Origin of the sequence: Nocardia sp. NPDC127606 (genome assembly GCF_042671725.1) — a bacterium.
Taxonomy (GTDB): Bacteria; Actinomycetota; Actinomycetes; order Mycobacteriales; family Mycobacteriaceae; genus Nocardia.
The window spans coordinates 2,061,027-2,083,371 of the sequence record NZ_JBHXWQ010000001.1; the positions used below are offsets into that span (position 1 = coordinate 2,061,027).

General features: G+C 68.8%; 24 protein-coding genes. 15 read left to right on the top strand and 9 right to left on the bottom strand.

The genetic code is table 11. The annotated features are described in order from the left end of the window. Window positions 1-20: 20 nt before the first annotated feature. Window positions 21-1,166: a glycosyltransferase gene (locus ACFVJ5_RS09535; RefSeq protein WP_379219429.1), complete on the top strand. Its 1,146-nt coding sequence runs from the start codon at window positions 21-23 to the stop codon at window positions 1,164-1,166. 12 nt (window positions 1,167-1,178) lie between these two features. Here the strand turns inward: ACFVJ5_RS09535 and ACFVJ5_RS09540 are convergent, their stop codons facing one another. Both ACFVJ5_RS09540 and ACFVJ5_RS09545 read right to left on the bottom strand, forming a co-directional pair. Further along, a complete protein-coding gene (locus ACFVJ5_RS09540; protein WP_379219430.1) occupies window positions 1,179-2,099 on the bottom strand; it encodes a LysR substrate-binding domain-containing protein in 921 nt (306 codons plus the stop codon). A 36-nt stretch (window positions 2,100-2,135) separates the two neighbouring features. Beyond that, the gene (locus ACFVJ5_RS09545; RefSeq protein ID WP_379219432.1) at window positions 2,136-2,741 is read right to left on the bottom strand and encodes a YdcF family protein; all 606 of its coding nucleotides are present in this window, start codon (window positions 2,739-2,741) and stop codon (window positions 2,136-2,138) included. A 108-nt stretch (window positions 2,742-2,849) separates the two neighbouring features. Here ACFVJ5_RS09545 and ACFVJ5_RS09550 point away from each other — a divergent pair, with 108 nt between their 5' ends. Next, entirely contained in the window at window positions 2,850-3,857 is a 1,008-nt protein-coding gene (locus ACFVJ5_RS09550; protein WP_379219433.1) for a YeiH family protein, read from the top strand. A gap of 100 nt (window positions 3,858-3,957) precedes the next feature. Continuing rightward, on the top strand, window positions 3,958-4,218 hold the full coding sequence (locus ACFVJ5_RS09555; protein WP_379219435.1) for a hypothetical protein: 261 nt from the start codon (window positions 3,958-3,960) through the stop codon (window positions 4,216-4,218). A 48-nt stretch (window positions 4,219-4,266) separates the two neighbouring features. Here the strand turns inward: ACFVJ5_RS09555 and ACFVJ5_RS09560 are convergent, their stop codons facing one another. Further along, window positions 4,267-6,012: a 2-isopropylmalate synthase gene (locus tag ACFVJ5_RS09560; RefSeq protein WP_379219437.1), complete on the bottom strand. Its 1,746-nt coding sequence runs from the start codon at window positions 6,010-6,012 to the stop codon at window positions 4,267-4,269. 181 nt (window positions 6,013-6,193) lie between these two features. Between ACFVJ5_RS09560 and ACFVJ5_RS09565 the strand changes: the two genes are divergently transcribed. Together ACFVJ5_RS09565 and ACFVJ5_RS09570 are read left to right on the top strand one after the other, a co-directional pair. Beyond that, window positions 6,194-6,865, top strand: coding sequence for a FadR/GntR family transcriptional regulator (locus tag ACFVJ5_RS09565; protein WP_379219438.1), 672 nt, complete (start codon window positions 6,194-6,196; stop codon window positions 6,863-6,865). Further along, window positions 6,862-7,644, top strand: coding sequence for an ABC transporter ATP-binding protein (locus ACFVJ5_RS09570; RefSeq protein ID WP_379219440.1), 783 nt, complete (start codon window positions 6,862-6,864; stop codon window positions 7,642-7,644). Before ACFVJ5_RS09565 ends, ACFVJ5_RS09570 begins: the two co-directional genes overlap by 4 nt. Here ACFVJ5_RS09570 and ACFVJ5_RS09575 read toward each other — a convergent pair. From ACFVJ5_RS09575 to ACFVJ5_RS09590, 4 genes are read right to left on the bottom strand one after another with little or no spacing between them, the layout of a single operon-like run. Next, the gene (locus tag ACFVJ5_RS09575) at window positions 7,611-8,561 is read right to left on the bottom strand and encodes an ADP-ribosylglycohydrolase family protein (RefSeq protein ID WP_379219441.1); all 951 of its coding nucleotides are present in this window, start codon (window positions 8,559-8,561) and stop codon (window positions 7,611-7,613) included. The two genes, ACFVJ5_RS09570 and ACFVJ5_RS09575, sit on opposite strands and share 34 nt — an antisense overlap. Before the next feature lie 41 nt (window positions 8,562-8,602). Next, window positions 8,603-8,812 (bottom strand): hypothetical protein, encoded by a 210-nt coding sequence (locus ACFVJ5_RS09580; protein ID WP_379219442.1) that lies wholly within the window; start codon window positions 8,810-8,812, stop codon window positions 8,603-8,605. Between the two features lie 19 nt (window positions 8,813-8,831). Further along, window positions 8,832-9,362 (bottom strand): MepB family protein, encoded by a 531-nt coding sequence (locus ACFVJ5_RS09585; protein ID WP_379219443.1) that lies wholly within the window; start codon window positions 9,360-9,362, stop codon window positions 8,832-8,834. Then, complete coding sequence (locus ACFVJ5_RS09590) at window positions 9,359-9,841, bottom strand: hypothetical protein (RefSeq protein WP_379219445.1); 483 nt, start codon at window positions 9,839-9,841, stop codon at window positions 9,359-9,361. The genes ACFVJ5_RS09585 and ACFVJ5_RS09590 overlap by 4 nt, the downstream gene beginning before the upstream one ends. Before the next feature lie 111 nt (window positions 9,842-9,952). On the opposite strand from ACFVJ5_RS09590, the gene ACFVJ5_RS09595 reads away from it, so the two are divergent. Next, complete coding sequence (locus ACFVJ5_RS09595; protein ID WP_379219446.1) at window positions 9,953-10,579, top strand: maleylpyruvate isomerase family mycothiol-dependent enzyme; 627 nt, start codon at window positions 9,953-9,955, stop codon at window positions 10,577-10,579. 44 nt (window positions 10,580-10,623) lie between these two features. Beyond that, window positions 10,624-11,148: a DinB family protein gene (locus tag ACFVJ5_RS09600; protein WP_379219448.1), complete on the top strand. Its 525-nt coding sequence runs from the start codon at window positions 10,624-10,626 to the stop codon at window positions 11,146-11,148. Between the two features lies 1 nt (window position 11,149). Here the strand turns inward: ACFVJ5_RS09600 and ACFVJ5_RS09605 are convergent, their stop codons facing one another. Next, entirely contained in the window at window positions 11,150-11,806 is a 657-nt protein-coding gene (locus ACFVJ5_RS09605; protein ID WP_379219450.1) for an HAD family hydrolase, read from the bottom strand. 156 nt (window positions 11,807-11,962) lie between these two features. Here ACFVJ5_RS09605 and ACFVJ5_RS09610 point away from each other — a divergent pair, with 156 nt between their 5' ends. From ACFVJ5_RS09610 to ACFVJ5_RS09645, 8 genes are all read left to right on the top strand, one after another. Further along, window positions 11,963-12,637, top strand: a complete 675-nt coding sequence (locus tag ACFVJ5_RS09610; RefSeq protein ID WP_379219452.1) for a PaaI family thioesterase — start codon at window positions 11,963-11,965, stop codon at window positions 12,635-12,637. 188 nt (window positions 12,638-12,825) lie between these two features. Continuing rightward, window positions 12,826-13,602 carry a GntR family transcriptional regulator gene (locus ACFVJ5_RS09615; RefSeq protein WP_379219454.1) on the top strand — a complete coding sequence of 259 codons (777 nt, stop codon included), beginning with the start codon at window positions 12,826-12,828 and terminating at the stop codon, window positions 13,600-13,602. Further along, on the top strand, window positions 13,602-13,829 hold the full coding sequence (locus tag ACFVJ5_RS09620) for a ferredoxin family protein (RefSeq protein WP_056816936.1): 228 nt from the start codon (window positions 13,602-13,604) through the stop codon (window positions 13,827-13,829). Before ACFVJ5_RS09615 ends, ACFVJ5_RS09620 begins: the two co-directional genes overlap by 1 nt. Window positions 13,830-13,846: 17 nt before the next feature. Continuing rightward, entirely contained in the window at window positions 13,847-15,277 is a 1,431-nt protein-coding gene (locus ACFVJ5_RS09625) for an ABC transporter substrate-binding protein (RefSeq protein WP_379219455.1), read from the top strand. Further along, on the top strand, window positions 15,274-16,140 hold the full coding sequence (locus tag ACFVJ5_RS09630) for an ABC transporter permease (protein WP_379219456.1): 867 nt from the start codon (window positions 15,274-15,276) through the stop codon (window positions 16,138-16,140). Before ACFVJ5_RS09625 ends, ACFVJ5_RS09630 begins: the two co-directional genes overlap by 4 nt. Then, on the top strand, window positions 16,137-16,880 hold the full coding sequence (locus ACFVJ5_RS09635; protein ID WP_379219458.1) for an ABC transporter ATP-binding protein: 744 nt from the start codon (window positions 16,137-16,139) through the stop codon (window positions 16,878-16,880). The genes ACFVJ5_RS09630 and ACFVJ5_RS09635 overlap by 4 nt, the downstream gene beginning before the upstream one ends. Then, on the top strand, window positions 16,877-19,615 hold the full coding sequence (locus tag ACFVJ5_RS09640) for a fumarate reductase/succinate dehydrogenase flavoprotein subunit (RefSeq protein ID WP_379219459.1): 2,739 nt from the start codon (window positions 16,877-16,879) through the stop codon (window positions 19,613-19,615). The genes ACFVJ5_RS09635 and ACFVJ5_RS09640 overlap by 4 nt, the downstream gene beginning before the upstream one ends. Window positions 19,616-19,860: 245 nt before the next feature. After that, entirely contained in the window at window positions 19,861-21,111 is a 1,251-nt protein-coding gene (locus ACFVJ5_RS09645) for a serine hydrolase domain-containing protein (RefSeq protein WP_379219460.1), read from the top strand. A gap of 18 nt (window positions 21,112-21,129) precedes the next feature. Here the strand turns inward: ACFVJ5_RS09645 and ACFVJ5_RS09650 are convergent, their stop codons facing one another. Beyond that, window positions 21,130-22,326 (bottom strand): GNAT family N-acetyltransferase, encoded by a 1,197-nt coding sequence (locus tag ACFVJ5_RS09650; protein WP_379219462.1) that lies wholly within the window; start codon window positions 22,324-22,326, stop codon window positions 21,130-21,132. Window positions 22,327-22,345: the final 19 nt, after the last annotated feature.

Below are 22,345 nucleotides of genomic sequence, written 5' to 3' on the forward strand. Positions count from 1 at the left end.
AATCCTCGAGGAGGAACGTCATGGCTCGCTATCTGATCACCACCTGGGACGGTGCCGGAAACCTCGTCCCGACTCTCGGCATCGCCCGCGCCCTGGTCGATCGCGGCCACGACGTCCGAATGCTCGGCCACGAGACGATCGCTCAACGATGCGCCGATGTCGGCGTCCGCTTCGTCACCTTGACTCAGAGCGAGGGCTGGGACGCGATGGACACCCCGGACGACTTCGAAGCCGAAGTGAAGCTCATGATCGAGGAGCTGTGCTTCAGTTCTGCCATCGCGCGCGACCTGGCACAGGAACTGGACCGCGAGCCCGCCGATGTGGTGATCGTCGATTGCCTGCTCTTCACGGCTATCGACGTCGCGCTGGCATCGGGCACTGCGACCGCGACGTTGTTCCATACGCCCTACACCATCTTTCGGGGCGGGCCCCTGGTCGAGATGTTCACGCCGGGTATCGCGCTCGCGAACGCGGCACGCGCGCAGCTCGACCTGCCCGCAATCGAGAGCCTCGCCGAGATCCACGACGCGTGCGCGCAGGCGCTCGTCGCGGTGCCCACGGAGTTCGAGCCCGACGTCGCGGACGCAGCCAATGTGGTACGCATCGGGCCGGTGCTCGACGCACCCGCGTTGTCGCGCGAGATCGACGAGGTCGATGTCGGTGACGGTGCGATGCCACTGGTTCTGGTCGCGCTGAGCACGAGCGAGCAAGGTCAGGCCGATCTGTTGCAGCGCTGTGTCGACGCGGTCGCGCAGATGCCGGTGCGCGCGATTGTCACGACCGGAGCGGCGATCGACCCGGCGACAGTGCGTGCGGGGGTGAATACCCAGGTTGTGCGGTACGCGCCGCACGCCGAAATCCTTCCCTCGGCGTCACTGGTGATCACCCACGCGGGGCTCGGAACGACCATGGCCGCGCTCGGTCGTGGCGTGCCACTGCTGTGCACCCCGATGGGCCGCGATCAGTTCTTCAACGCGGAGCAGGTCCGAACCCTCGGCGCCGGCCTGATGCTGATGCCCGACGCGAGCAGCGAGGTGATCGCACGGACCGCCGCACAGATCCTCGACGACAGCAGCTTCGCCGCGGCCGCCGATCAGCTGGCCGTCAGCATCAGCGGCTATGGCGGCGCGGCGAAGGCCGTTGCCGTGCTCGAGGCGCTCGGATAGGACCGGCGACGCTCAACCGCGCGCGTGCTCGAGCAGCGCGGCCCGCTCCACGAGCAGTTCACCCGGCCCGGTCGGCGGGGTGTTGCGGCGCCAGATGGCCCGGAATTTGCGGGTCAGCCGGGCGGCATCGGCCGAGGGGACTTCCACCAGGGTGCCGGTGACGAGGTCGGGTGCGGCGATCAATCGACTCAGGACCGCGGGTGCCATGCCGGTTCGGGCGGCGGCCACGATCGCGGCGGTCGACCCGAGTTCCGCGGCCGGGCCCGCGGGTGATGCCGCGGTGGCGAGCAGGTCCCACACGGTGTCGCGGGTGCCCGAACCCGGTTCGCGCCACAGCAGGGCGGTGCCTGCCAGCTCGGTCAGCGTGACCGGGGTCTTCCGTTGCGCCCATGGATGATTCGGCGCCACGACGACGACGAGGTCGTCGGCGCCCAGCACGCGGCTGCCCAGTCCGGCCGGTGGATGCGGGCCTTCCACGAAGCCCAGATCGGCGGTGCCGTCCCGCACGAGGCCCGCGACCTGGGTCGAGTTCTCGACTTCGAGGGAGATCACGACCTCGGGGTGATCGGCGCGCAGCGCGGCCAGCCAATGCGGAATGCGGTGGTCGGCAATGGTTTTGGAGGCGGCTATGCGCAGGCGCGGAGCTTGCGCGGCCCGCAGTCGGGCAACGTCGTCCACGAGGTCTGTGACGGCGGCCAGGACGGTGCGCGCGTGGGCGACGACGGCACGACCCGCGTCGGTGAGTTCGGAGCCGGTCGGCGCGCGGTCGAGCAGCTTCACGTGCAGGCGGCGTTCCAGTGCGCTGATCCGCATGCTCGCGGCCGGCTGGCTGACGCCGTGTCGGCGGGCAGCGGCGCCCAGACTGCCCAGCTCGGCCACCGACACGAGGAGATCGAGGACCTCCAGGTCGGGGGTTCCGGGTGGCAGGGTCATGGCCCGATTATGGGTGACGGGCGGCGCGACACCACATCAGGCACCGTAGCCGCCGTGATCGGGCCCGAATCGGCCGCGCAGGTTCTTCGCCACGCCGTAGAGGGCGAACACCGGTTTCAGTGGCAGCCATTCGCCGAACCGGTACTCCCGACCAGGGACCAGACGAATGGCCAGTTCCGGGCTCTGTTCGGCGAGGTAGGCGCGCGCGGTCTCGGCGTGCGTCGGCAGCGAGACGATCTTGATCCGGTCGACGTCCTTCAGATACGGAATCGCGAAGGCGATGTTCTCCCAGGTGGATCGGCTCGACTCCTCGAGGACGAGTTCGCCCCCGTAGCCACAGGTTTCCACGGCGTAGCGGCCCATCAGCGCCGCCTCGGTCTCCGGTCCCGCGCAGGCGCCTCCACACAGCACGAGGCGAGTCTCGGACGCGTGCGGGTCGATGGATCGTAGACCGGCGCGCACTCGCCAGCGGTTCATGCTGTTGGCGCGCGAACCGGTATTGCGATACCCGAGGACCACGACGGCCTCCGACCCTGAGCGTGGGGCTCCGACGCCCCGACGGGAGGCCCGTCGATTCGCCCATTCGCCCCACAGCATCAATCCGACACCGGTGGCGATCGTCAGCCGGGTTCGTTTCCGCACGGTCTCCAGCAAACCACACACTCCGCGACCAGGGCCATAAGCCAGAATTATGACCACCTGCGAATTCGGCCTCTACCTCGGGATCCTCCGTGCCGCGAGGGTGAAGGAGTGAACCGCGTACCCGCTCTCGCTCCCGGACTGATCCTCGCCGCGCTCCTGGCCACCGTAGCCACGCCGTTCGGCAAGGCGCTGCCGATGATCGGCACGCCGGTGCTCGCGCTCGGTGCGGGCGCTGTCGCCGGGATGGTGCTGCGACGCAAGGATGTGACGGGCGAGATGTTCGGCCCGGGGCTCGACATCGCCCGGCAGCGCTTGCTCGGGCTGGCGATCGTCCTGCTGGGGCTGGGCCTGCCGCTCGGGTCGGTGATGAGCGTGGGACGCGAGACGGCGGTGGTACTGGTCGGGACGCTGCTCGTCGGCGGTGTGGCGGCGTTCTTCGTGGGACGGATGCTCGCGGTGGACAAGGAGTCGGCGACCCTCATCGCCGTGGGCACCACGATCTGCGGCGCGTCCGCGATCGCCGCCGCCACCGCGGTCCTTCGACCCGACAAGCAACGGGTCGCCTACGCCCTGTGCACCATCTTCGTCTTCAATGTCACAGCCGTGCTGGTGTATCCCCCGCTCGGCCGCGCGCTCGGCCTGTCGCAGGAGGCGTTCGGGCTCTGGGCGGGCACCGCGATCAACGACACCTCGTCCGTCTTGGCCGCAGGCGTCATCTTCGGCGCCGGCGCGGCACAGTTCGCGGTGATCGTGAAAATGGTGCGCAGCCTCGCCATCATCCCGCTCTGTGTCGGCCTGCACGTCGGCCGCGGCCACATCGCCGAGGACACCGATCTCCCCCAGGCCTCCCTGCGCCAGGCCGTTCCCCTCTTCGTGATCCTGTTTCTGGCCGCCTCCGTCATCGCGGGCCTGGGCATCGTCCCCGCCGAGCTGACCGCACCGCTCGCCACTCTCAGCGGCTGGCTGATCGCCGCCGTCCTCGCCGCCATCGGCACCTCACTGAGCATCGCCCGCCTGCGCACCGCGGGCATCCGCCCCCTGATCCTCGGTGGCACCCTGGGCCTGATCCTCGGCACCACCAGCCTCGGCCTGATGTACGTGACCGGCTGGTGCTGACAGCGGCGGCCCCACCGAGGTGTGCGCGGAGCCTGATCGGGCCCGCGTCGCGAAGCTAGGATTGCTGGACATCGCATGTCGGCGCGGACAGGAGGATGTCGTGAACAGTGTTTGCCGGATCATCGCCACCGCGGGTGCCGCCGCGGTATTGACCCTGGTCACCGCAGGTGTCGCGGCGGCCGAGGACGCCGAGCCGCCCTCGTCGCCGTTGGTCGGGTACATCGAGTCGTGGCCACCCGCCCCCGAATGGTGCAACGCGAGGTGGGACCCGATCGAGAATGCCATCGAGGATTCGATCCCACCCCAGTACGAGCCGGAGTTCGACGCGTTCGACGACTGGTGCGAGGGCGACGCGGACTGACTCGCCCGGTGCCGCGGGGCGGCCGACATGGCGACCGCCCCGATCGACCTATCCCGCCGCGTTGACGGCGTTCATCACCGCTTCCAGCGAGGCCGCGACGACCGAGGTGTCGCGACCGAAGGCCCATCCGGTGCGGTCTGCCGCTCGGTACTCGACGTAGCTCACAGCGGTGCCCGCGGCGCCCTCGTCCACCGAATGCTGGGTCAGGCCGAGGATCTCGATGGGACAGCCCGCCTCGTCGAGTGCGGCGGTCAGCGCCTCGACCGGACCCACCTCGCGGTGCACCGAATGCCGTTCACTGCCGTGTGCGTCGAGGACGATTCCGGTGGCGCCGTCGGCGATCTGCCACCCCACCAGCGTGATTCGCTGATCGGAGACGGTGTAGGCCTGCTCGAACAGCGTGAACAGATCCTTGGCGGTGATCTCCGCGCCGGTGTCATCGGCGTGTTCCTGCACCCGCTTCGCGAGGTCGATCTGCAGCCGACGTGGCAGGTCCAAACCGTATTCGGTGTGCAGCAGGTAGGCGATACCGCCCTTGCCCGACTGGGAGTTGACCCGGATCACGGCGTCGTAGGAGCGGCCGAGGTCGGCGGGGTCGATGGGCAGATACGGTACCCGCCACTGTGATTCGCGCTCGGCGATGCCCTGGGCCGCCGCCCGCTCGCGATGTTCGGCCATGCCCTTACGGATCGCGTCCTGATGGGTGCCGGAGAAGGCGGTATGGACGAGATCGCCCACGTACGGATGTCTCTCGTGCACGGGCAGGCGGGTGCAGTGTTCGACGGTGCGCCGGATCTCGTCGATGTCGGAGAAGTCGATCATCGGGTCGACACCCTGGGCGTGCAGATTCAGGGCCAGCGTGGCGATGTCGACGTTGCCGGTGCGTTCGCCGTTGCCGAAGACACAGCCTTCCACGCGTTGGGCGCCCGCCAGGACGGCCAGTTCGGCGCAGGCGATACCGGTCCCCCGGTCGTTGTGCGGGTGCACCGACAGGATCACGCCGTCGCGGCGAGCCAGGTTGCGGTGCATGTATTCGATCTGGTCGGCGTAGATGTTCGGGGTCGCGACCTCCACTGTCGCAGGCAGATTCAGCGTCACCGGACGCTGCGCGCTCGCTTGCCACAACTCGGTGACTGCATCGCAGATCTCGAGGGCGAAATCCGGTTCGGTCAGGTTGAACACCTCCGGCGAGAACTGGAAGCGCGCGTTCGGCAGGTCACCCGCCAGTTCCAGGACGTCGCGAGCGCCCGCGACGATCAACTCGCGCAGTTGCGCACGATCCTTGCCGAGGACCACGTCACGCCAGACCGGCGCGGTGGCCGTGTACAGGTGGATCACCACCTCGTTGGTGATGCCGCGCACCGACTCGACGGTCCGTTCGATCAGGTCGCGACGGGCCGGGGTGAACACCACGATGGCCACGTCCGGCGGGGCGATCGGGGTGTCGGCCAGCAGGCGCACGAAATCGAAGTCGGTCTGCGAGGCGGACGGGTAGCCGACCTCGATCTCCTTGTAGCCCATGGCGATCAGGAGTTCGAAGAACCGGCGTTTGCGCGCCGGGTCCATCGGTTCGGCCAGCGCCTGGTTGCCGTCACGCAGGTCGACGGGGACCCACAGGGGCGCGGTGGTCAGCCGTGCGTTCGGCCAGTCGCGGTGTCCGACAGGAACATCCACGCGTCGATGGACATCGCGGTATCGAGACGAGGGCATTGCCGAGTGACGCTGCCGATTCCACGCGGGCGCGCCGTCGGCGACAGCGCCCGAGGGGGTGGTCAGGGTGGGGAATTCGGTCATGACTTGCTCTGCTTCCCGGCCCACTTCGGGCCACGAGACGACGGCGACCGGCCATGACGGAGCCCCACGGCGGGGCGGCCGGTCGGTCAGGCCCCGCCGTGGCGGCCGAGAAGAAGCGCGGTGTAGGTCATGATGGGTACACTTCTACCACAACTCCTCAGACAAGTAGAGAGGTTTGCCGGTGGTATCGCAGGTACGACGTCAGCCGCTGGCCGCACAAGCGGCTGAACTACTACTCGCGCGGGTCCGTGCGGGCGAGTGGCCGCTGGGTCATCGATTACCGGGTGAGACGCTGCTCGCCGCCCAGCTGGGTGTCGGCCGATCGACGCTGCGCGAGGCGATCCGGGAGCTCGCGGGCAAAGGCGTGCTAGACAGCAGGCAGGGCTCCGGGGTGTTCGTCACCGCGCTCGACGTGTCCGAGGACTGGGATGTCGTGCTGCGTGGCGCCACCATCGCCGCAGTGATCGAGGCGCGCATCGCGATCGAGGCCGAGGCCGCCGCCCTCGCGGCACAACGGCGCACGCCCGCCGATCTGCGGGCCATCCGGCGCGCGCTGGCCGGTCGTCGCGTCGAGGGCCAGACCGTCGCCGCGCACGTCGACGCCGATATGGCCTTCCATCGCGCGGTCATCGTGGCCGCGCACAACGACGTGCTCACCCAGCTGTTCGACAGCTTCCTGCCGCGCCTGCGCCTGGCCATGATCGACATGCTCGAATTGCGCCCGGTCCGCTCCGAGGAGGCCGACCACCGCGCGCACGAGCAGCTGGCCCAGGCGATCGCCGACCGAACCCCTACTGCCGCTGCGGAATTCAGCCGCACCCACCTGTCCGCCCTGAAGGAGGCCTTCACATGACCGGCGCCCCCGTGATCGAACTCGACGACGTGACCTTCCGGCGCGACGGCAAGAAGATCATCAACGGCATCTCACTGACCGTCCGGGCCGGTGAGCACTGGGCTCTGCTGGGCCCCAACGGTGCGGGCAAGAGCACGCTGCTCGGCTTCTGCGGCGCGGTCACCTTCCCCACCACCGGCGCCGTGCGGGTGCTCGGCGAACAGTTCGGCCGGGTGGAGCTGGCCCGGCTGCGGCGCTCGATCGGCCACGTCAACCCGCGCCATCCGCTGCGCTATGCCCTCACCGTGCGCGAGGTCGTCCTCACCGGTGTCACGGGCACGATCGATACCCCGATGCGCTGGTCGCCGACCTCCGACGACCTCGCCCGTGCCGACGCGATCATCGACACCCTCGGCCTGTCCGGCAAGGCCGACGACATCTGGCCCACCCTGTCCCAGGGCGAACGCGGCCGCACCCTCATCGCCCGCGCTCTGATCAGCGACCCCGACGTCCTACTCCTGGACGAGCCGTCCACCGGCCTCGACCTGGCCGCCCGCGAGCAACTTCTCACCACCATCGACACCCTCGATCGCACCCACCCCGAGGTCGCCTCGATCCTGGTCACCCATCATCTCGAGGAACTGCCGAGCACCACCACCCACGCCCTACTCATCGCGAACGGGCACACCGTCGCCGCCGGCACCGCCACCGACGTCATCACCACCGAGCACGTCTCCACCGCCTTCGCCCACCCGATCGAAGTCCGCTACGACGGCCGCTGGAGCGCCCGCGCCCGCTGAACACCGGATACCCACCCGGGCAACGCTTCGCGCGCTGCGAGCCACTCCTCCGGAATTCCGCGGGCCGCGCCGCCGTCTCCGACACCGGTGTGGGCGGCCACGATCCCGCCGACGATCGCGGCGGTGGTGTCGACGTCGCCACCGGCTTCCACACAGGCGGTGACGGCACGCGGATAGTCGTCGAGGAAGGTGGCGGCGGCCCACAAGGTGAAGGGCACCGTGTCCTGAGCGCTGACCCGGGCGCCGTCGCCGAGTTCGTAGGCCGCCTCGGCTACGGTTCGGCCGAGCAGCTCTCGAGCTCGACGGATTCCGTGCGCGGTGCGCCCGTCGACCAGATACGGTTCGACCGCCCCCAGCAATTCATCTGGCGCGCAGCCCGTTCCCCGTGTTCGCGCGGCGTGCGCGGCGGCAACCGCCACTGCCATCGCTCCCACGATCGCTTCCGGGTGCCGATGGGTGATCTCGGCGGACAGCGCCGCCTGCGCCGCGGCCAGATCCGGATCTCCGGCGAAATGCGCGCCGAGCGGCGCGACTCGCATCGCGGCCCCGTTTCCCCACGATCCACTCCCACCGAAGACAGCACCGGCCGCCTCGCTCCACGGACGCCCGTCTCGAATCTCGTGCAGCACAACGACAGTGCCGGGGCCGTAGCCACGATACGGTTCGCACCGCTGCGCGAACGCGCCCGCGAGAGCATCACGATCCACGCTGCCACGCGCACGGATTTCCGCATACACCGAACACGCCATTTCGGTGTCGTCGGTCCATGGCCATGGCGCCGACGGCGGTCGACCCGCGAGAAGATCAGGAACGGAACGACCGGGAACGAAGAACTGCGCACCCAGCGCATCACCAACAGATAAGCCTTGAAGACTGTCGAAAGCGGGATCGGAATTCAGCATGTTGGGCGCAATCATTGCCCACCCTGGGCAAACGACGCAACACGATCTCCGATCGGTTAGACCAGCTCGACCTCGTCGAATCCGACGGTCAGCTTGTGTCGGCGCTCGCGCAGGACATTCCCCTCACGATGGACGGTTCCCTCCCCGAACTCGATCCTCAGCTCCGCACGCCGCGCGTCGACCTCCCGGACAACCCCACAGATTCCGCTGAACGGACCCGCCGCAAAATAGACGACATCGCCCGGCCCGTAGTCGGTAAACCCCACGGCGCCACTGTAATCCACGTCAGCGCGCATCGCCGTTGTGCGATGCGACAAAGGGGGCAAGGATCGGTTCGTACCGGGTGCGTGCGAGCTGCCGGTCGACGTTTTCGAGGTCGAGAAAGTAAGCGGACTGCCACTGCTGCGACTTCTGCGCTTGCTTGTTCCGGGTCGCGGACCATGGCGGGTACAGGCGGAACCCGCGCTTACCGCCACGACCGGCTACGGAAACGATTCCGTGTTCGACGAGGGCGTTTCGCGGGAAGACGAACTGTCCGACACGCGTTTCCTCGCGGACGGTGATCACCCACAGATCGATACCGTCCTCCGCGGCGAACGGCTCGGTCGAGCCGTCCCCGGCGCGCTGCCACACGGAGACGAACAGACCCGGCTTGGTCGGCGTCCGCTTGCCCACCCGGAATCTCACCGAGCCGCGGCCGACCTCGGCCACGGATGCTCCGTATTCCGCGTTCTGCGTCTCGGGAACCGTGGCCGAAATGTTCAGTCCCAGCAGGGCGATGAGGTTTCGGGCCGCGAGGATGTCAGGGTGCGTCATCCGAAGTCGAAGTCGGAGTCGAAGTTGTCGAGGAGTTCGTCGGCTCGGGAAAGCGCCTGGTCCAGTTCGTCGGTGACGGTGTCCATCAGGGACATACCGTCGAGCATCCCGGACAGTTCGGTGTGCAGAGCGTGCAGTTCGGCGATGGCGGGGTCGACAGTGGTCCAGGCGACGGTGTCGGACCACCAGGTGTCGCGTTGGATCCAGGACCAGACGATGTCGCGGACCAGCAGAGCGTCGGTGGTGAACAGCTGGCGATGCTCGGCGCCGGTGGTGTGCTCGAGTTCGTAGGTGCCGTCGTCGAGGTAGCGCGCCTGAATGCAGTCGGTCGGGGTGCGCGTGAGGAGCAGGAAGGGGTGCTCGGGGGCCGGATCGGTGGCGGAGGCGCCGGGCCGGGCCGGGTCGACGGGGTGTGGCTGCGCCGAGCCGTCACCGACGTGGACTACGACTTCGGGCTGGTCGTCGCGCTGGGCACCCATCGGGCCAGTGTGCCGGATCGGCGAACACCCCCAACAGCCGGACCGATGAATCGGTGACGCGTACAGCGTCTACATCGACAGCAGGTTTTCTGTCGACAGAGAGGCTCCACAGTGCGCGAGAACGAAGTCAGGGCCGAGACCGCACGGCAGCGCGCCGAGACGGCGGAGTTCTTGGCGGGGTTGGACGAGGCCGCCTGGGACGCGCCGACACTGTGCGCAGGCTGGCGGGTGCGCGAGGTCGCCGCGCACCTGAGCATGCCGTACCGGACCTCGCTACCGCGGTTCCTCATCGGCATGATCACCGCGCGCGGCAACTTCGATCGCCTGGCCGACCGCGCGGCCCGCGACGACGCCGCACGGTTGAGCACCGCCGAGTTGGTCGCCGCCATCGGCGACAACACCGGGCACCCGTGGAAGCCACCGGGCGGCGGATTCGCGGGCGCGTTGAGCCACGATGTGATCCACGGCCTCGACATCACCGTCGCGCTCGGCCATGCCGATCCGGTTCCCCTCGACCGGATGCGCATGGTGCTGGAGGCGCTGAACCCACGCTCGGCCAAGTATTTCGGCGTCGACCTCGAGGGAATCGCCTTGCGCGCAGACGATCTCGACTTCAGCTACGGCGAAGGCGAAGTGTTGTCCGGACGTGCGCAGGACCTGCTGCTCGTGCTGTGCGGGCGAAAACTTCCCCCGGGCCGTCTCGATGGCGAGTCGGCGGCGCGGTTCACCAGCCACTGAGAATCGAGCTGCGTCACACCACGACGGCGGGTAGCCTCGCACCGATGACGTGGACAGCTCCCGAACTCCAGCCGACCAGGACTCTGGTCGGCGCGGACGAGCGGCCGATGTTGCAGTCCTGGTTGGACTTTCATCGCCAGACCCTGCTCGGCAAATGTGGTGGACTCGACGGCGAACAGCTCGCCGCGCGCTCGGTGGAGCCGTCCTCGCTGTCGCTGCTCGGCCTCGTCCGGCATCTCACCGAGGTGGAGCGAGGCTGGTTCCGGACCTCCGCCGCGGGCGAGGAGGTCGACCCGGTCTACAGCTCCGAGGCCGAGCCCGACGCCGATTTCGACGACCTCGCCTCGCTACCCGCCGAAGCGGCGTTCGCGGCCTTTCACGCCGAGGTCGCCGCCTGTGACGCCGCCGTCGCCGAACTCTCCCTCGACCACGTGTTCCACGTGCCGTGGCGCAGCGACGAGTACACGCTGCGCTGGGTGTACCTGCACATGATCGAGGAATACGCCCGCCACAACGGCCACGCCGACCTGCTGCGCGAGCGGATCGACGGCGTCACCGGCAGCTTCTGAGTCAGGCGGCGCCGGTCACGACGCCGGGGGTGAGCTGGTCGAGATCGTCGATGACGGCGTCGGCCAGGGCGAGCGCGTCGGGCAGTGGCGGGAACTCCGGGCGCGGCGCCGCGATCAGCCGCATCCCGGCGTTGTGGGCGGAGCGCAGCCCATTGGTCGAATCCTCCACGGCCGTACAGTCGCTCGCCTCTACGCCGAGTCGCTGCGCGACGGTCAGGTAGACGTCGGGTGCGGGCTTGCCACGTCCGACCTCCTCGGTGGACAACACCACCGTGAAGTAGTCGAGCAATCCGGACTTCGCGAGCACCAGATCGATCAAGGTGGCCGGTGACGAGCTGGCCAGGCCCAGTTTCCAGGAACCCGCGCACCGCCGCACCGCGTCGACCGCGCCGGGCAGCAGCGGGACGTGGTGCGCGTATTTGTCGGCCATCAGATCGATGACAGCGGCAGCCACCTCGTCGGCCGGTTCGGCCACCCCCAGCTCGTCGGCCAGGTACGACGACCACTCGACGGTGTTCATCCCCATCATCTTCTTCTGCGAATCCGGTTGCCACCGGCCACCTTTGAGGACCACGTACTCGTGCCTGACCTGTTCCCAGATCGGCTCGGAATCGATCAGCACGCCGTCCATATCGAACACAACCGCCGCGATACCCATGCGTTCAGCCTTTCGCCGCTCACCCGGAGGGGCACCACCAGTGGTGCGCCGACGCTCCGGTATGTAGGACCTACTCGGTGATCGGGACCCAGCCTAGTTGACCTGACACCGATCCCCGACGCGAACATCCAGCTCGGCAGCGATAACGTGTTGCATATGGACGATACACAGGTCGGCAACTCGCTCCCGGACGAGAAGCATCACGAAGGCGGATTCCGGCCGGTTGCCGAGCTGATCCAGGCACGCAAGGACGGCGGCACCGGCAGCACGGTGGGCGGACCGCACTACGGCGAGCTGATCGATCAGGTCCGCGCGCTGATGGACCGGGCGCGGCTGGTCAACCCCTCCGACGAGCTCGCCAAAGAGGCCATCGCCACCCTCGAACAGCTCAACGCCCGCCTCGACGAGGCCGTGGTGGACGAGTGGTCCTCCCCCAGCTGGACCCGCACCGACCTGCCCGCGCGCGGCAACATCACGCTGCCGCCGTACACGGTGGTCAGCGGTGACCGTGACGGCGTCACCGCGAAGGTCACCTTCCGCACCTTCCACCTGGGCGGCAACAACGCCGCCCACGGCGGGCACATCGCGCTCGCCTTCGACGACATCATCGGCATGACCGCGGCGCTGTCCACCAGGTCGGTGACCCGCACGGCCTCGCTCACCCTGGACTACCGCTCGATCACGCCCCTCAATCGCGAGCTGACGGTGCGCGCGTGGACCGAACGTATCGAGGGCCGCAAGGTGTACCTGCGAGCGACCCTGCACGACGGCGAACGGTTGTGCGCCGAGGCGAAGGGTCTGTTCATCGTGCTCAATCCCGGCCAGCCGTGACTGCGCGCCGACATTGCGATCGACGTGATCGCAATGTCGGCGCTACGGTCCGAGGTGGCGCAATAGCGGTTTCCCCGCGGATACCCGCAGGTCGCGTGAACCGCCACCCGGCGTAGAAACATCCGCTGAATTCACCCCGGAATCGCGGCGCGGGGAGTGCCGCGTAATCGCCGCTATCGTCGCTGTTCATGCAGGTCAGCGAGAAAACAGGGGCTACGGAGCCCACCCCGATCCGCGGTCAGCGCGCCGATCGGGCGCGCCGGGTCGCCGATATCCTGCGCCACCAGATCCTGGCGGGCGCGGTGGCGGGCACGGTGCCCGGCGAGCAGGAGCTCGCCGCCGAGCACGGCACCTCCCGCAATACCGTCCGCGAAGCGCTGGCGCTGCTGCGCGACGAGGGACTCATCGATCGCGCCCCGAAACTCGGCACCCGGGTCGCCGCCCGCAAGTTCGACCACGGCCTCGATGCCCTGCTCGGCCTGCAGGAGACACTCAAAGGGCACGGCACCGTCCACAACGAGGTCCGCGCCGCCACCACCATCACCGCTCCCCCCGCCGTCGCGCGCCGGCTCGAGCTGGCGCCGGGCGACAAAGTCGTCTACATCGAACGCCTGCGGTTTCTCGCCGATCTGCCGCTGAGCCTCGACCTCACCTATCTCGCGCCCGATGTGGGCGCCGAAGTGCTCGCCCACGATCTCGAGACCACCGACGTGTTCGTACTCCTCGAACAGGTCACCGGCCGGTCGCTGGGCGCCGCCGACCTCGCCTTGGAAGCCGTCGCGGCCGACCCGCACACCGCGACCACCCTGGACACCCCGGCCGGTGCGCCGCTACTGATGCTCGAACGCCTCACCCACCTCGACGACGGCCGCCCCGTCGACCTCGAATACATCCGCATGCGCGGTGACCGCATCACGATGCGCGGCAGCCTCACCCGCAGCACCCCCGAATGGAAGGTCCTGTAATGGCACTGGTCCCCCAGCGCGCCGACGTCCCGGTGACGATCGACGAATCACTGTGCATCACCGGCTGCACCCTCTGCGTGGACATGTGTCCACTCGATTCCCTTGCCATCCACGATGATTCGGGCAAGGCCTACATGCACGTCGACGAGTGCTGGTACTGCGGGCCGTGCGCGGCCCGCTGCCCCACCGGCGCCGTCACCGTCAACATGCCCTATCTGCTCCGCTGAAACCGGGATTCCCACGCATGAAGATCACTCGATTCGCTCCTGTCGCTTTGGCTCTCGCGCTCACCGCGGCGGGCTGCTCGCTCGAAAGTTCCGACGCCGCACCGGCGGGCACTGTCAAGGTCGTCATCGGCTACCAGTCCAAGACCATCAACACCGTCACCGCGGGCACGCTGCTGAAGGCGCAGGGGTACCTGGAACAGCGGCTACAGAAGATCACCGACGGTGGCGGCGCCGAGTACCAGGTGGAGTGGCAGGACTACGACACCGGCGCGCCGATCACCGCCCAGATGGTGGCCGAGAAGATCGATATCGGCTCGATGGGCGACTACCCGTTGCTGATCAACGGATCTCGCACCCAGGCCAATGAACGCGCACGGACCGAGCTGGTGTCGATCACCGGCTACAACCCCAAGGGCGCGCTGAACATGGTGGTGGTGCCCAACGACTCACCCGCTCGGTCACTGACCGATCTGGCCGGGCAGAAGATCTCGGCCAGTGTGGGTTCGGCGGGCCACGGCACCTTGGTGCAGGCGCTGAGCCGGGCCGGGATCGACCCGGCCAAGGGTGTGGAAGTGCTCAACCAGCAGCCGCAGGTCGGGGCGACCGCGCTGGAATCGCACCAGGTGAGCGCCCTGTCGCAGTTCGTGGCGTGGCCGGGTCTACTGGTGCAGCAGAACAAGGCGAAACTGCTCTACGACGGCGCCGAGCTGAATGTGCCGACCTTCCACGGCGTGGTGGCGCGCCGGACCTACGCGGCCGATCATCCGGAGGTGTTGCAGGCGTTCCTCGCGGCGCAGCTGGACGCGACCGCGTTCCTCAACGAGAAGCCTTTCGAGGCAGCCGATCTCGTCGCCAAGGGCTCCGGCCTGCCGCAGGAGGTCGTGTATCTCTACAACGGTCCCGGCGGCACCAGTTTCGACACCACGCTCAAGGCGAACCTGATCGCGGCGTTCAAGGACGACGTGAACTATCTGAAGTCGATCGGCGATTTCGCCGAGCTCGACATCGACGCCTTCGTCGAGGACGGCCCACTGCGGCAAGCCTTCGCCGAGACCGGCCGTGGGAACTACGACGCGGAGCTGGCGTCGGGGGTGAACCCGAGCAAGGTGACCGGTACCGATCCGATCTGCGCGGTGGCGGTGAGTGATCCGGCGCTGGCCGGTGAGGTCTGGGTCGACGGCGCCGACAAGCCCCAACCCGCCGCGAACCCCGGCTGCTTGCTGCGGGCGGTGCAGGCAGCGAAGGCGCAGGGCAAGACGATTCGCGCGGTGTATGTCCCCGATGCCGAGCTGGGGACTCGCTGGTTCGCCGACAAGGCCATCTGGCTGCGCGAGGGCGCGCGGTACCTGCCGTTCACCACGCAGGCAGCGGCCGACCGCTACCGCGGCACCCACCCCGCCGCCGCGCCGGTCTCCTATGAGCAGGCCGTGACGGAAGTCCGCGGATGAGCACGGTTTCCGGGCTGTCCACCCCGATCGGGACCGAACCCGACAGCGCAGATCCCACGGCGCTCGATGCCGAGAGCGCACCCGCCAGATCGGTGTGGGTGTCGCGGGCGATCCGGGTCGCCTCGGTGGCCGCCGCCATCGGCCTGTGGCAACTGCTCACCGTGGGCAATGTGCGTGCGGGGCTGCGGTTCGACACCCTGCCGACGGTGACCGAGATCGTCGCCGAGTTCGGCGAGCATCTCGGAACCGGCCAGTACTACCTCGATGTGGCGCAGTCGCTGATCCGGATCGTCACCGGATTCGGGCTGGCCGCGGTCGTCGGAGTGCTGGCGGGCATCGGGCTGGGTCGATCGCGGCTGCTCGCCGATGTGTTCGGGTCGCTGGCCGAGCTGATCCGGCCGATTCCGGCGATCGCGCTGGTGCCGGTGGCGATCCTGCTGTTCCCCAGCGACGAGTCCGGCATCGTGTTCATCACGTTCACCGCGTCGCTGTTCCCGGTGCTGGTGAGCACCCGGCATGCGACGCGGGCGCTGCCGACCATCTGGGAGGACGCGATCCGCACGCTGGGCGCGTCGCGGCGGGAGGTGCTGACCAGGGTCGTCGTGCCCGGCATCTTGCCCGGGGTGTTCAGCGGGTTGTCGGTGGGCATGGGCGTGGCCTGGATCTGCCTGATCTCGGCGGAGATGATCTCCGGGCGACTCGGCATCGGCTACCGCACCTGGCAGTCCTACACCATCGTCGACTACCCGGCCGTATTCGTCGGGATGATCACCATCGGTGTGCTCGGTTTCCTCACCTCCGGAATCGTCGAACTGGCAGGCCGTCGGGTGACCCGCTGGCTGCCGCGAGAGGTTGCCTCATGACCACGACCACCGCCGCGCCCGCCGTCTCGGTCGGCATGCGATTGGACCTCGAGTCCGTGCGGATCAGCTACGGCCGCAAAACCGTGGTGCACGACCTCGATCTGACGGTCGCGGCCGGGGAGATCCTGGTCCTGGTCGGCAAATCCGGCTGCGGCAAGTCGACCCTGTTGCGCGCGATCGCCGGGCTGCGCAAGCCCGCCGCCGGGGTCATCCGCGCCGATGAAGACGCCGTCACCGGTCCGTCGGCCGATCGGGCGCTGGTGTTCCAGGACGACGCACTGCTGCCGTGGCGCACCGCGCGCGCCAATATCGATCTGGCGCTGCGTCTTCGGGGCGTCTCGCGCAGCGACCGCGCGGCACGGTCGCAACGCTGGCTCGACGAGGTCGGGCTCAGCGGCTACGCCGACTATCTGCCGCGCGATCTGTCCGGCGGGATGCGCCAACGAGTTCAGCTCGCCCGCAGCCTGGCGGGCGCGCCGCGCGCGGTACTCATGGACGAGCCGTTCGGCGCTCTCGACAGCCAGACCCGTGCGGAGATGCAGCGCCTGCTGGTCGAAACCTGGCGCGCACACCCGACCACGATCGTTTTCGTCACCCACGACCTCGACGAAGCCCTGCTGCTCGGCGACCGGATCGCCGTGCTCGGCGCGGGTTCGCTGCGCGCGGTCGTCGAGGTACCCGACCCGCGCGAACCGGTGGACCGGAGCGCCCTACGGGCCCGAATCCTGGAGACTCTGTGAACATTCCCGAACTGTCCGACCGCGTTCGCCTCGACTGCGATGTGCTCGTCATCGGCGGCGGCACCGCGGGCACCATGGCCGCGCTCACCGCCGCCGAGTCCGGCGCGAACGTGCTGCTGCTCGAGAAGGCACATGTGCGGCATTCCGGGGCGCTGGCCATGGGCATGGACGGTGTGAACAACGCCGTCATCCCGGGTAAGGCCGAGCCGGAGGACTACGTCGCCGAGATCACCCGCGCCAACGACGGCATCGTCGACCAGCGCACCGTGTATCAAACGGCGACACGGGGTTTCGCGATGGTGCAGCGCCTCGAGCGGTACGGGGTGAAGTTCGAGAAGGACGAGTACGGCGAGTACGCGGTGCGCCGGGTGCATCGGTCGGGGTCGTATGTGCTGCCGATGCCCGAGGGCAAGGACGTGAAGAAGGCGCTCTATCGCGTACTGCGCCAACGGAAGATGCGGGAGAAGATCCGCATCGAGAACCGGCTGATGCCGGTGCGGGTGCTCACCGCCGGCGGACGTGCGGTGGGTGCGGCCGCGTTGAACACGCGCACCGGCGAATTCGTCGAGGTGGCCGCGAAAGCGGTGATTCTGGCGACGGGCCCGTGCGGTCGGCTCGGCCTGCCCGCGTCGGGCTATCTGTACGGCACCTACGAGAACCCCACCAACGCCGGTGACGGCTATTCGATGGCCTACCACGCCGGCGCCGAACTCTCCGGCATCGAGTGCTTCCAGATCAACCCGTTGATCAAGGACTACAACGGTCCTGCCTGCGCGTATGTGGCCAACCCGTTCGGCGGCTATCAGGTCAACGCCGAGGGTGAGCGTTTCGTCGACTCCGACTACTGGTCGGGGCAGATGATGGCCGAAGTGAAACAGGAGATCGAATCCGCGCGCGGGCCCATCTATCTGAAGGTCTCGCATCTGCCCGATGAGACGCTGTCGACGCTCGAATCGATTCTGCACACCACCGAGCGGCCGACTCGCGGGACGTTCCACGCCAACCGGGGCCACGACTACCGCACCCACGATATCGAGATGCACATCTCCGAGATCGGTTTGTGCGGTGGACATTCCGCCTCGGGTGTATGGGTGGACGAGAACGCGCGAACCACCGTGCCGGGCCTGTACGCGGCGGGCGATCTGGCGTGCGTGCCCCACAACTACATGATCGGGGCGTTCGTCTACGGCGATCTGGCCGGCGCGCACGCGGCCTCGACCCTGGCCGAGCTCGATACGCCTGCCGAACTGCCCGAGGATCAGCTCGCCGAAGCACACGAACTGATCTACCGGCCGTTGCGTCAGCCCGAAGGCCCGCCGCAGCCGCAGGTCGAGTACAAGTTGCGCCGGTTCGTGAACGACTATGTGGCGCCGCCGAAAACGGCTGCCAAGCTGTCGATCGCCGTCGAGACCTTCGAGCGGATGCGCGCCGAAGTCGACGGGATCGGCGCGCAGACACCCCACGAACTCATGCGTGCCGTGGAAGTGCAGTTCATTCGCGATTGCGCCGAGATGGCGTCGCGCAGTTCGCTGACGCGAACCGAGTCCCGCTGGGGCCTCTATCACGACCGCGCGGATCTGCCCGATCGCGACGACGAGTCGTGGAACTTCCATTTGAACCTTCGCAAGACCGTCGACGGCGAGATGGAATTCGTCAAGCGGTCGGTGGCGCCGTATCTGGTGCCGGTGCCCGGTCTCGATGATGTGCCATCGGCCGAGCCGATCGTCGAGGTGATCGCCCAGCCCGAACTGGTGGGAACGCGAGCGCCGCAACGCGAAGCCCCCGTACGGAGCGAGGCGGCGCCGGTGTCGCCGTCCTCGCCTCGGCTGGTCACCCTGCTCGCGCTGGATTCCCCTGCGGTCGAGGATGTTTCGAGCTATCTCACCGACCCCGACCCGGTGGTGCGGGTGGCCGCGCTGTCGGTGCTCACCGAGAACACCCCGGACGGATTCGCCGATGAGCTGATCCGAGCGCTGGGCGACGAGGCCGCCTCGGTACGCCGCGCGGCCACCGAGAGCCTGCGGGAACTGGTGGAGGTACTCGCGGGGGCCGGTGCGCTGAGCGAACATCTCGACTCCCCCGATCCCCTCGTCCGCGCGACCGTCGTCGACCTGCTGCGGGCTCTGCGGGCCGGGTCTGCCCCGGATTACCGTGCGGCACTGGGTGATACCGATCATCGGGTCAGGATCGAGGCGGTGCGCGCACTGGTCTCACTCGACGACGCCGACGCGGTGTCCTCGATCGCGGGCGATGTCAACCGTGAGGTACGCATCGCGGTCGCGCACGGGCTCGCCTCGATCGGTGGCGGCGGTGTGGAGGTGATCCGGGTGCTGGCAGGCGATCCCGATCCACTGGTCCGCGCCGCCGCCCTCACCGCCTACGCCGCGCTGGGTACCGCGGAGCAGGACGTCGCCGACCTCGGTGCGGCACTGCGCCATTCGGCCTGGCAGGTGCGTGTCGGTGCCGCGCGTGGGCTGGCGGGTTCGACCCCGGAGGCGGGCGTGGCGCCGTTGAGCGAGGCGCTCACCGACCGTCACCTCGACGTGCGCAAGGCGGCGGTACTGGCCCTGTCCACCTGGCCGAGTAGCGCCACCGCCCTCGACGCGCTGGAGTCGGCGATCACCGACCCCGACGCCGACGTCCGCGCCTACGCCCGCCGCGCGGTGACCGCCGCGGGCCGCACCCCGGTTGACGCTGTTCGCGCCGACGCGGACCTGACCGAGGCCAGGGCGTGATCAGCAACTCGTCGGGCCGTTGCCACAGCGCGGATGCGGCGCGGTCGTCGCCGCTACGGGCGGGCGGCGCCGGGTCCGGCCCTCCGCGGTCGAACGCCGACGAGAACCGCGGTGACCGGGCGCCCGGGACCGATGATCCCGGTCGTCGCGCCCTGGGTTTCGCCGACCCGGCGACGTCGCTGTGTCACCGTTCACCGGGAAGCGCGCTCAGGATTATCACAGCTCGCCGTCGGTAGGCTGGCCCGATGAGCGCACTTCCTGCCACGCTGGTGACGGTCACCGACGACCTGGACACGGTGACGACGATCGGCCACGAGGACGATCCGGCCGACATCGGGTCCTCGCGGACCGACGTCGAGGCCATCTGGGCGTCGGTGCGCACGTGGTACGCGATGGGCACCACGCCCGCCATCCAGGTGTGTCTGCGCCGCAACGGCGGGATCGTGCTGAACCGGACGATCGGTCACGGTTGGGGCAACGCACCCAGCGACGGACCGGATGCCGAGAAGATCCTGGCGACGCCGGAGACCCTGTTCTGCGGATTCTCCACCGCGAAGGGTGTCGCCGCCACGCTGATGTTCATGCTCATCGAACAGGGCGCCTTCGCGCTGGAAGACCGGGTGGCCGACTATGTTCCCGAGTTCGCGGCCCACCGCAAAGGCGTGATCACCGTCGGCGATGTGCTGTCGCATTCGGCGGGCATTCCGTTCATCACCGCACCACACAGCGGAACCGCGGCGGTCCTCGACGAGGAACTGGCCGTCGCCGCCCTCACCGACCTGGTGCCGAGCTGGGCACCCGGCCGTTTTCGCGTCTATCACGCGCTGACCAGCGGGTTGATCCAGCGCCTGCTCGTCCAGCGCGCCACCGGCAAGCGGATGCGCGAGCACCTCGCCGAGCAGGTGCTGACCCCACTCGGCTTCCGCTGGAACAACTTCGGCGTCGATCCCGCCGATGTCGACAAGGTCGTGCCGAGCGTCAAGACCGGCCCACCACAGCCGCGCCTGGCCCGGTTCCTGGCGAACAAGGCCCTGGGCGGGCATCTGGACAAGGCGTCGAAGGCGACCAACGACGCTTTCCTGGCCGCCGAGCTCCCTTCCGGCAACCTGGTCACCACCGCCTACGAACTCTCCCGCTTCTACGAAATCCTCGCGCGCGGTGGCGAATTGGACGGAACGAGGATCATCGGGACCGGCACCCTGCGCGATGCGATCGCCCCCGCCGATCGCATGCTCGGGCTGGCCGGTCGCGTCAGCCGCGCCGGATTCGAACTCGGCGCCCGCCGGTCCAAGTTCGGCCGCGACACCGGGTCGCACTTCGGCCGCAGCGGTCTCACCACCCAGTACGGCTGGGCCGACCCCGATCGTGGCCTGTCGGGCGCCGTTCTGACCAACGGCAAAGCGAGCACCGACCTCGATCGTCCGTGGCAGCTGGTCGCCCAGATCTCCGACACTCTGCGCCCGCTGTCGCCCGCCGGTCGGCTCTTCCGACCCTGACCGGACGAGCGCCGTCGATCAGAAGAAGGTTCCACTGAAAGGCAGTGCGGGCGTGGCGAAAAGGCTGTCGGCGGCGGCGACGGCACCCGCGCGGTGCTCGACGACACGACCGGCGAGGGCGAGCTGGCGCCACGTCGAACCGCCGAGGTAGATCGCGCCGAGGGTGGCGACGTCGACGGTGACATCGGCGGGCTCGTCGACCCTGACCACCTGCTCGGCGGAGATCCGGTACCGGCCGGTGTTGGCGGTGCGGATCGCGTCCTCGACCTCGACGATCACCGGCGACGCGTCGCGATAGGTCCGGCGGGCCAGCGCGGTGGGGACATCGACCAGGCGCAGCCAGGTTTCGTCGTGCACCCCCGCGACGCCGACCGCGCGTTCGTCGGTGAACAGATGCCGCAGCGGCGCGTCCACCGGCGCGAACGCGAAGGTCACCTTGTCGACGAGATCGACCGAGAGCAGGTGCCGGACCAGGCCGAGGTAGGCCTGCGGGGTGGTCGCGACGAGATCGTCGACGACGATCGTGCGTTCGCGGCTGGTGAACCAGTTCGCGGTGTCGACCGGGTGGTAGCGCGCGAACCCGTCCTCGGCGCCGACCTCGCCGTGCGTCACGGTGTACACCGGTTCGGCCGCGGTGCGTTCCTTCAGCTTCCACCAGTAGTCGGGCCGATCGATCGCGCCGGTCCAGCAGATCGCGGCGGTCGCGTAGATCTGCGGGAACAGCTTCCACGCGTCGGCCGGTTCGACGAACCGCACCGGACCGGACGGCGGCACCGTGTCACGCAGGCGGGCTCGACCACGGTGCAGCTCCAGGCGTGCGAACGAACTCGCCACGCCGTACCCGAAACGCTCGTAGATCGAGCCCTCGGACGCGCGCAGGGTCGCCACCACTTCGCCCCGCTCGGTGATGTCGTCGAGCTGTCGGCGCAGCAGGGCGGTGAGCACTCCGCGCCGGGTATGGGTGGGCAACACGCCGACATGGGTGACCGCGGCGTGGGAGACGCGCGCGCCACCGGGCACGACCAGCCAGCTGGTGTAGGACTCCGCGGTGCCCACCAGCCGACCATCGATGCGAGCGCCGAGCGTGCGGCCCGGTTCGGACAGGTGATCGCGATGCGGCGGCAGCGGCGGCAATCCCACCATCGCCGCCCGGAACAGCGCGCCCGCGGCGTGCAGGTCGTCATCGCCGTGCAGGGTGTCTACGTCAACAGCCATCCCCTCACTGTTCCCTATC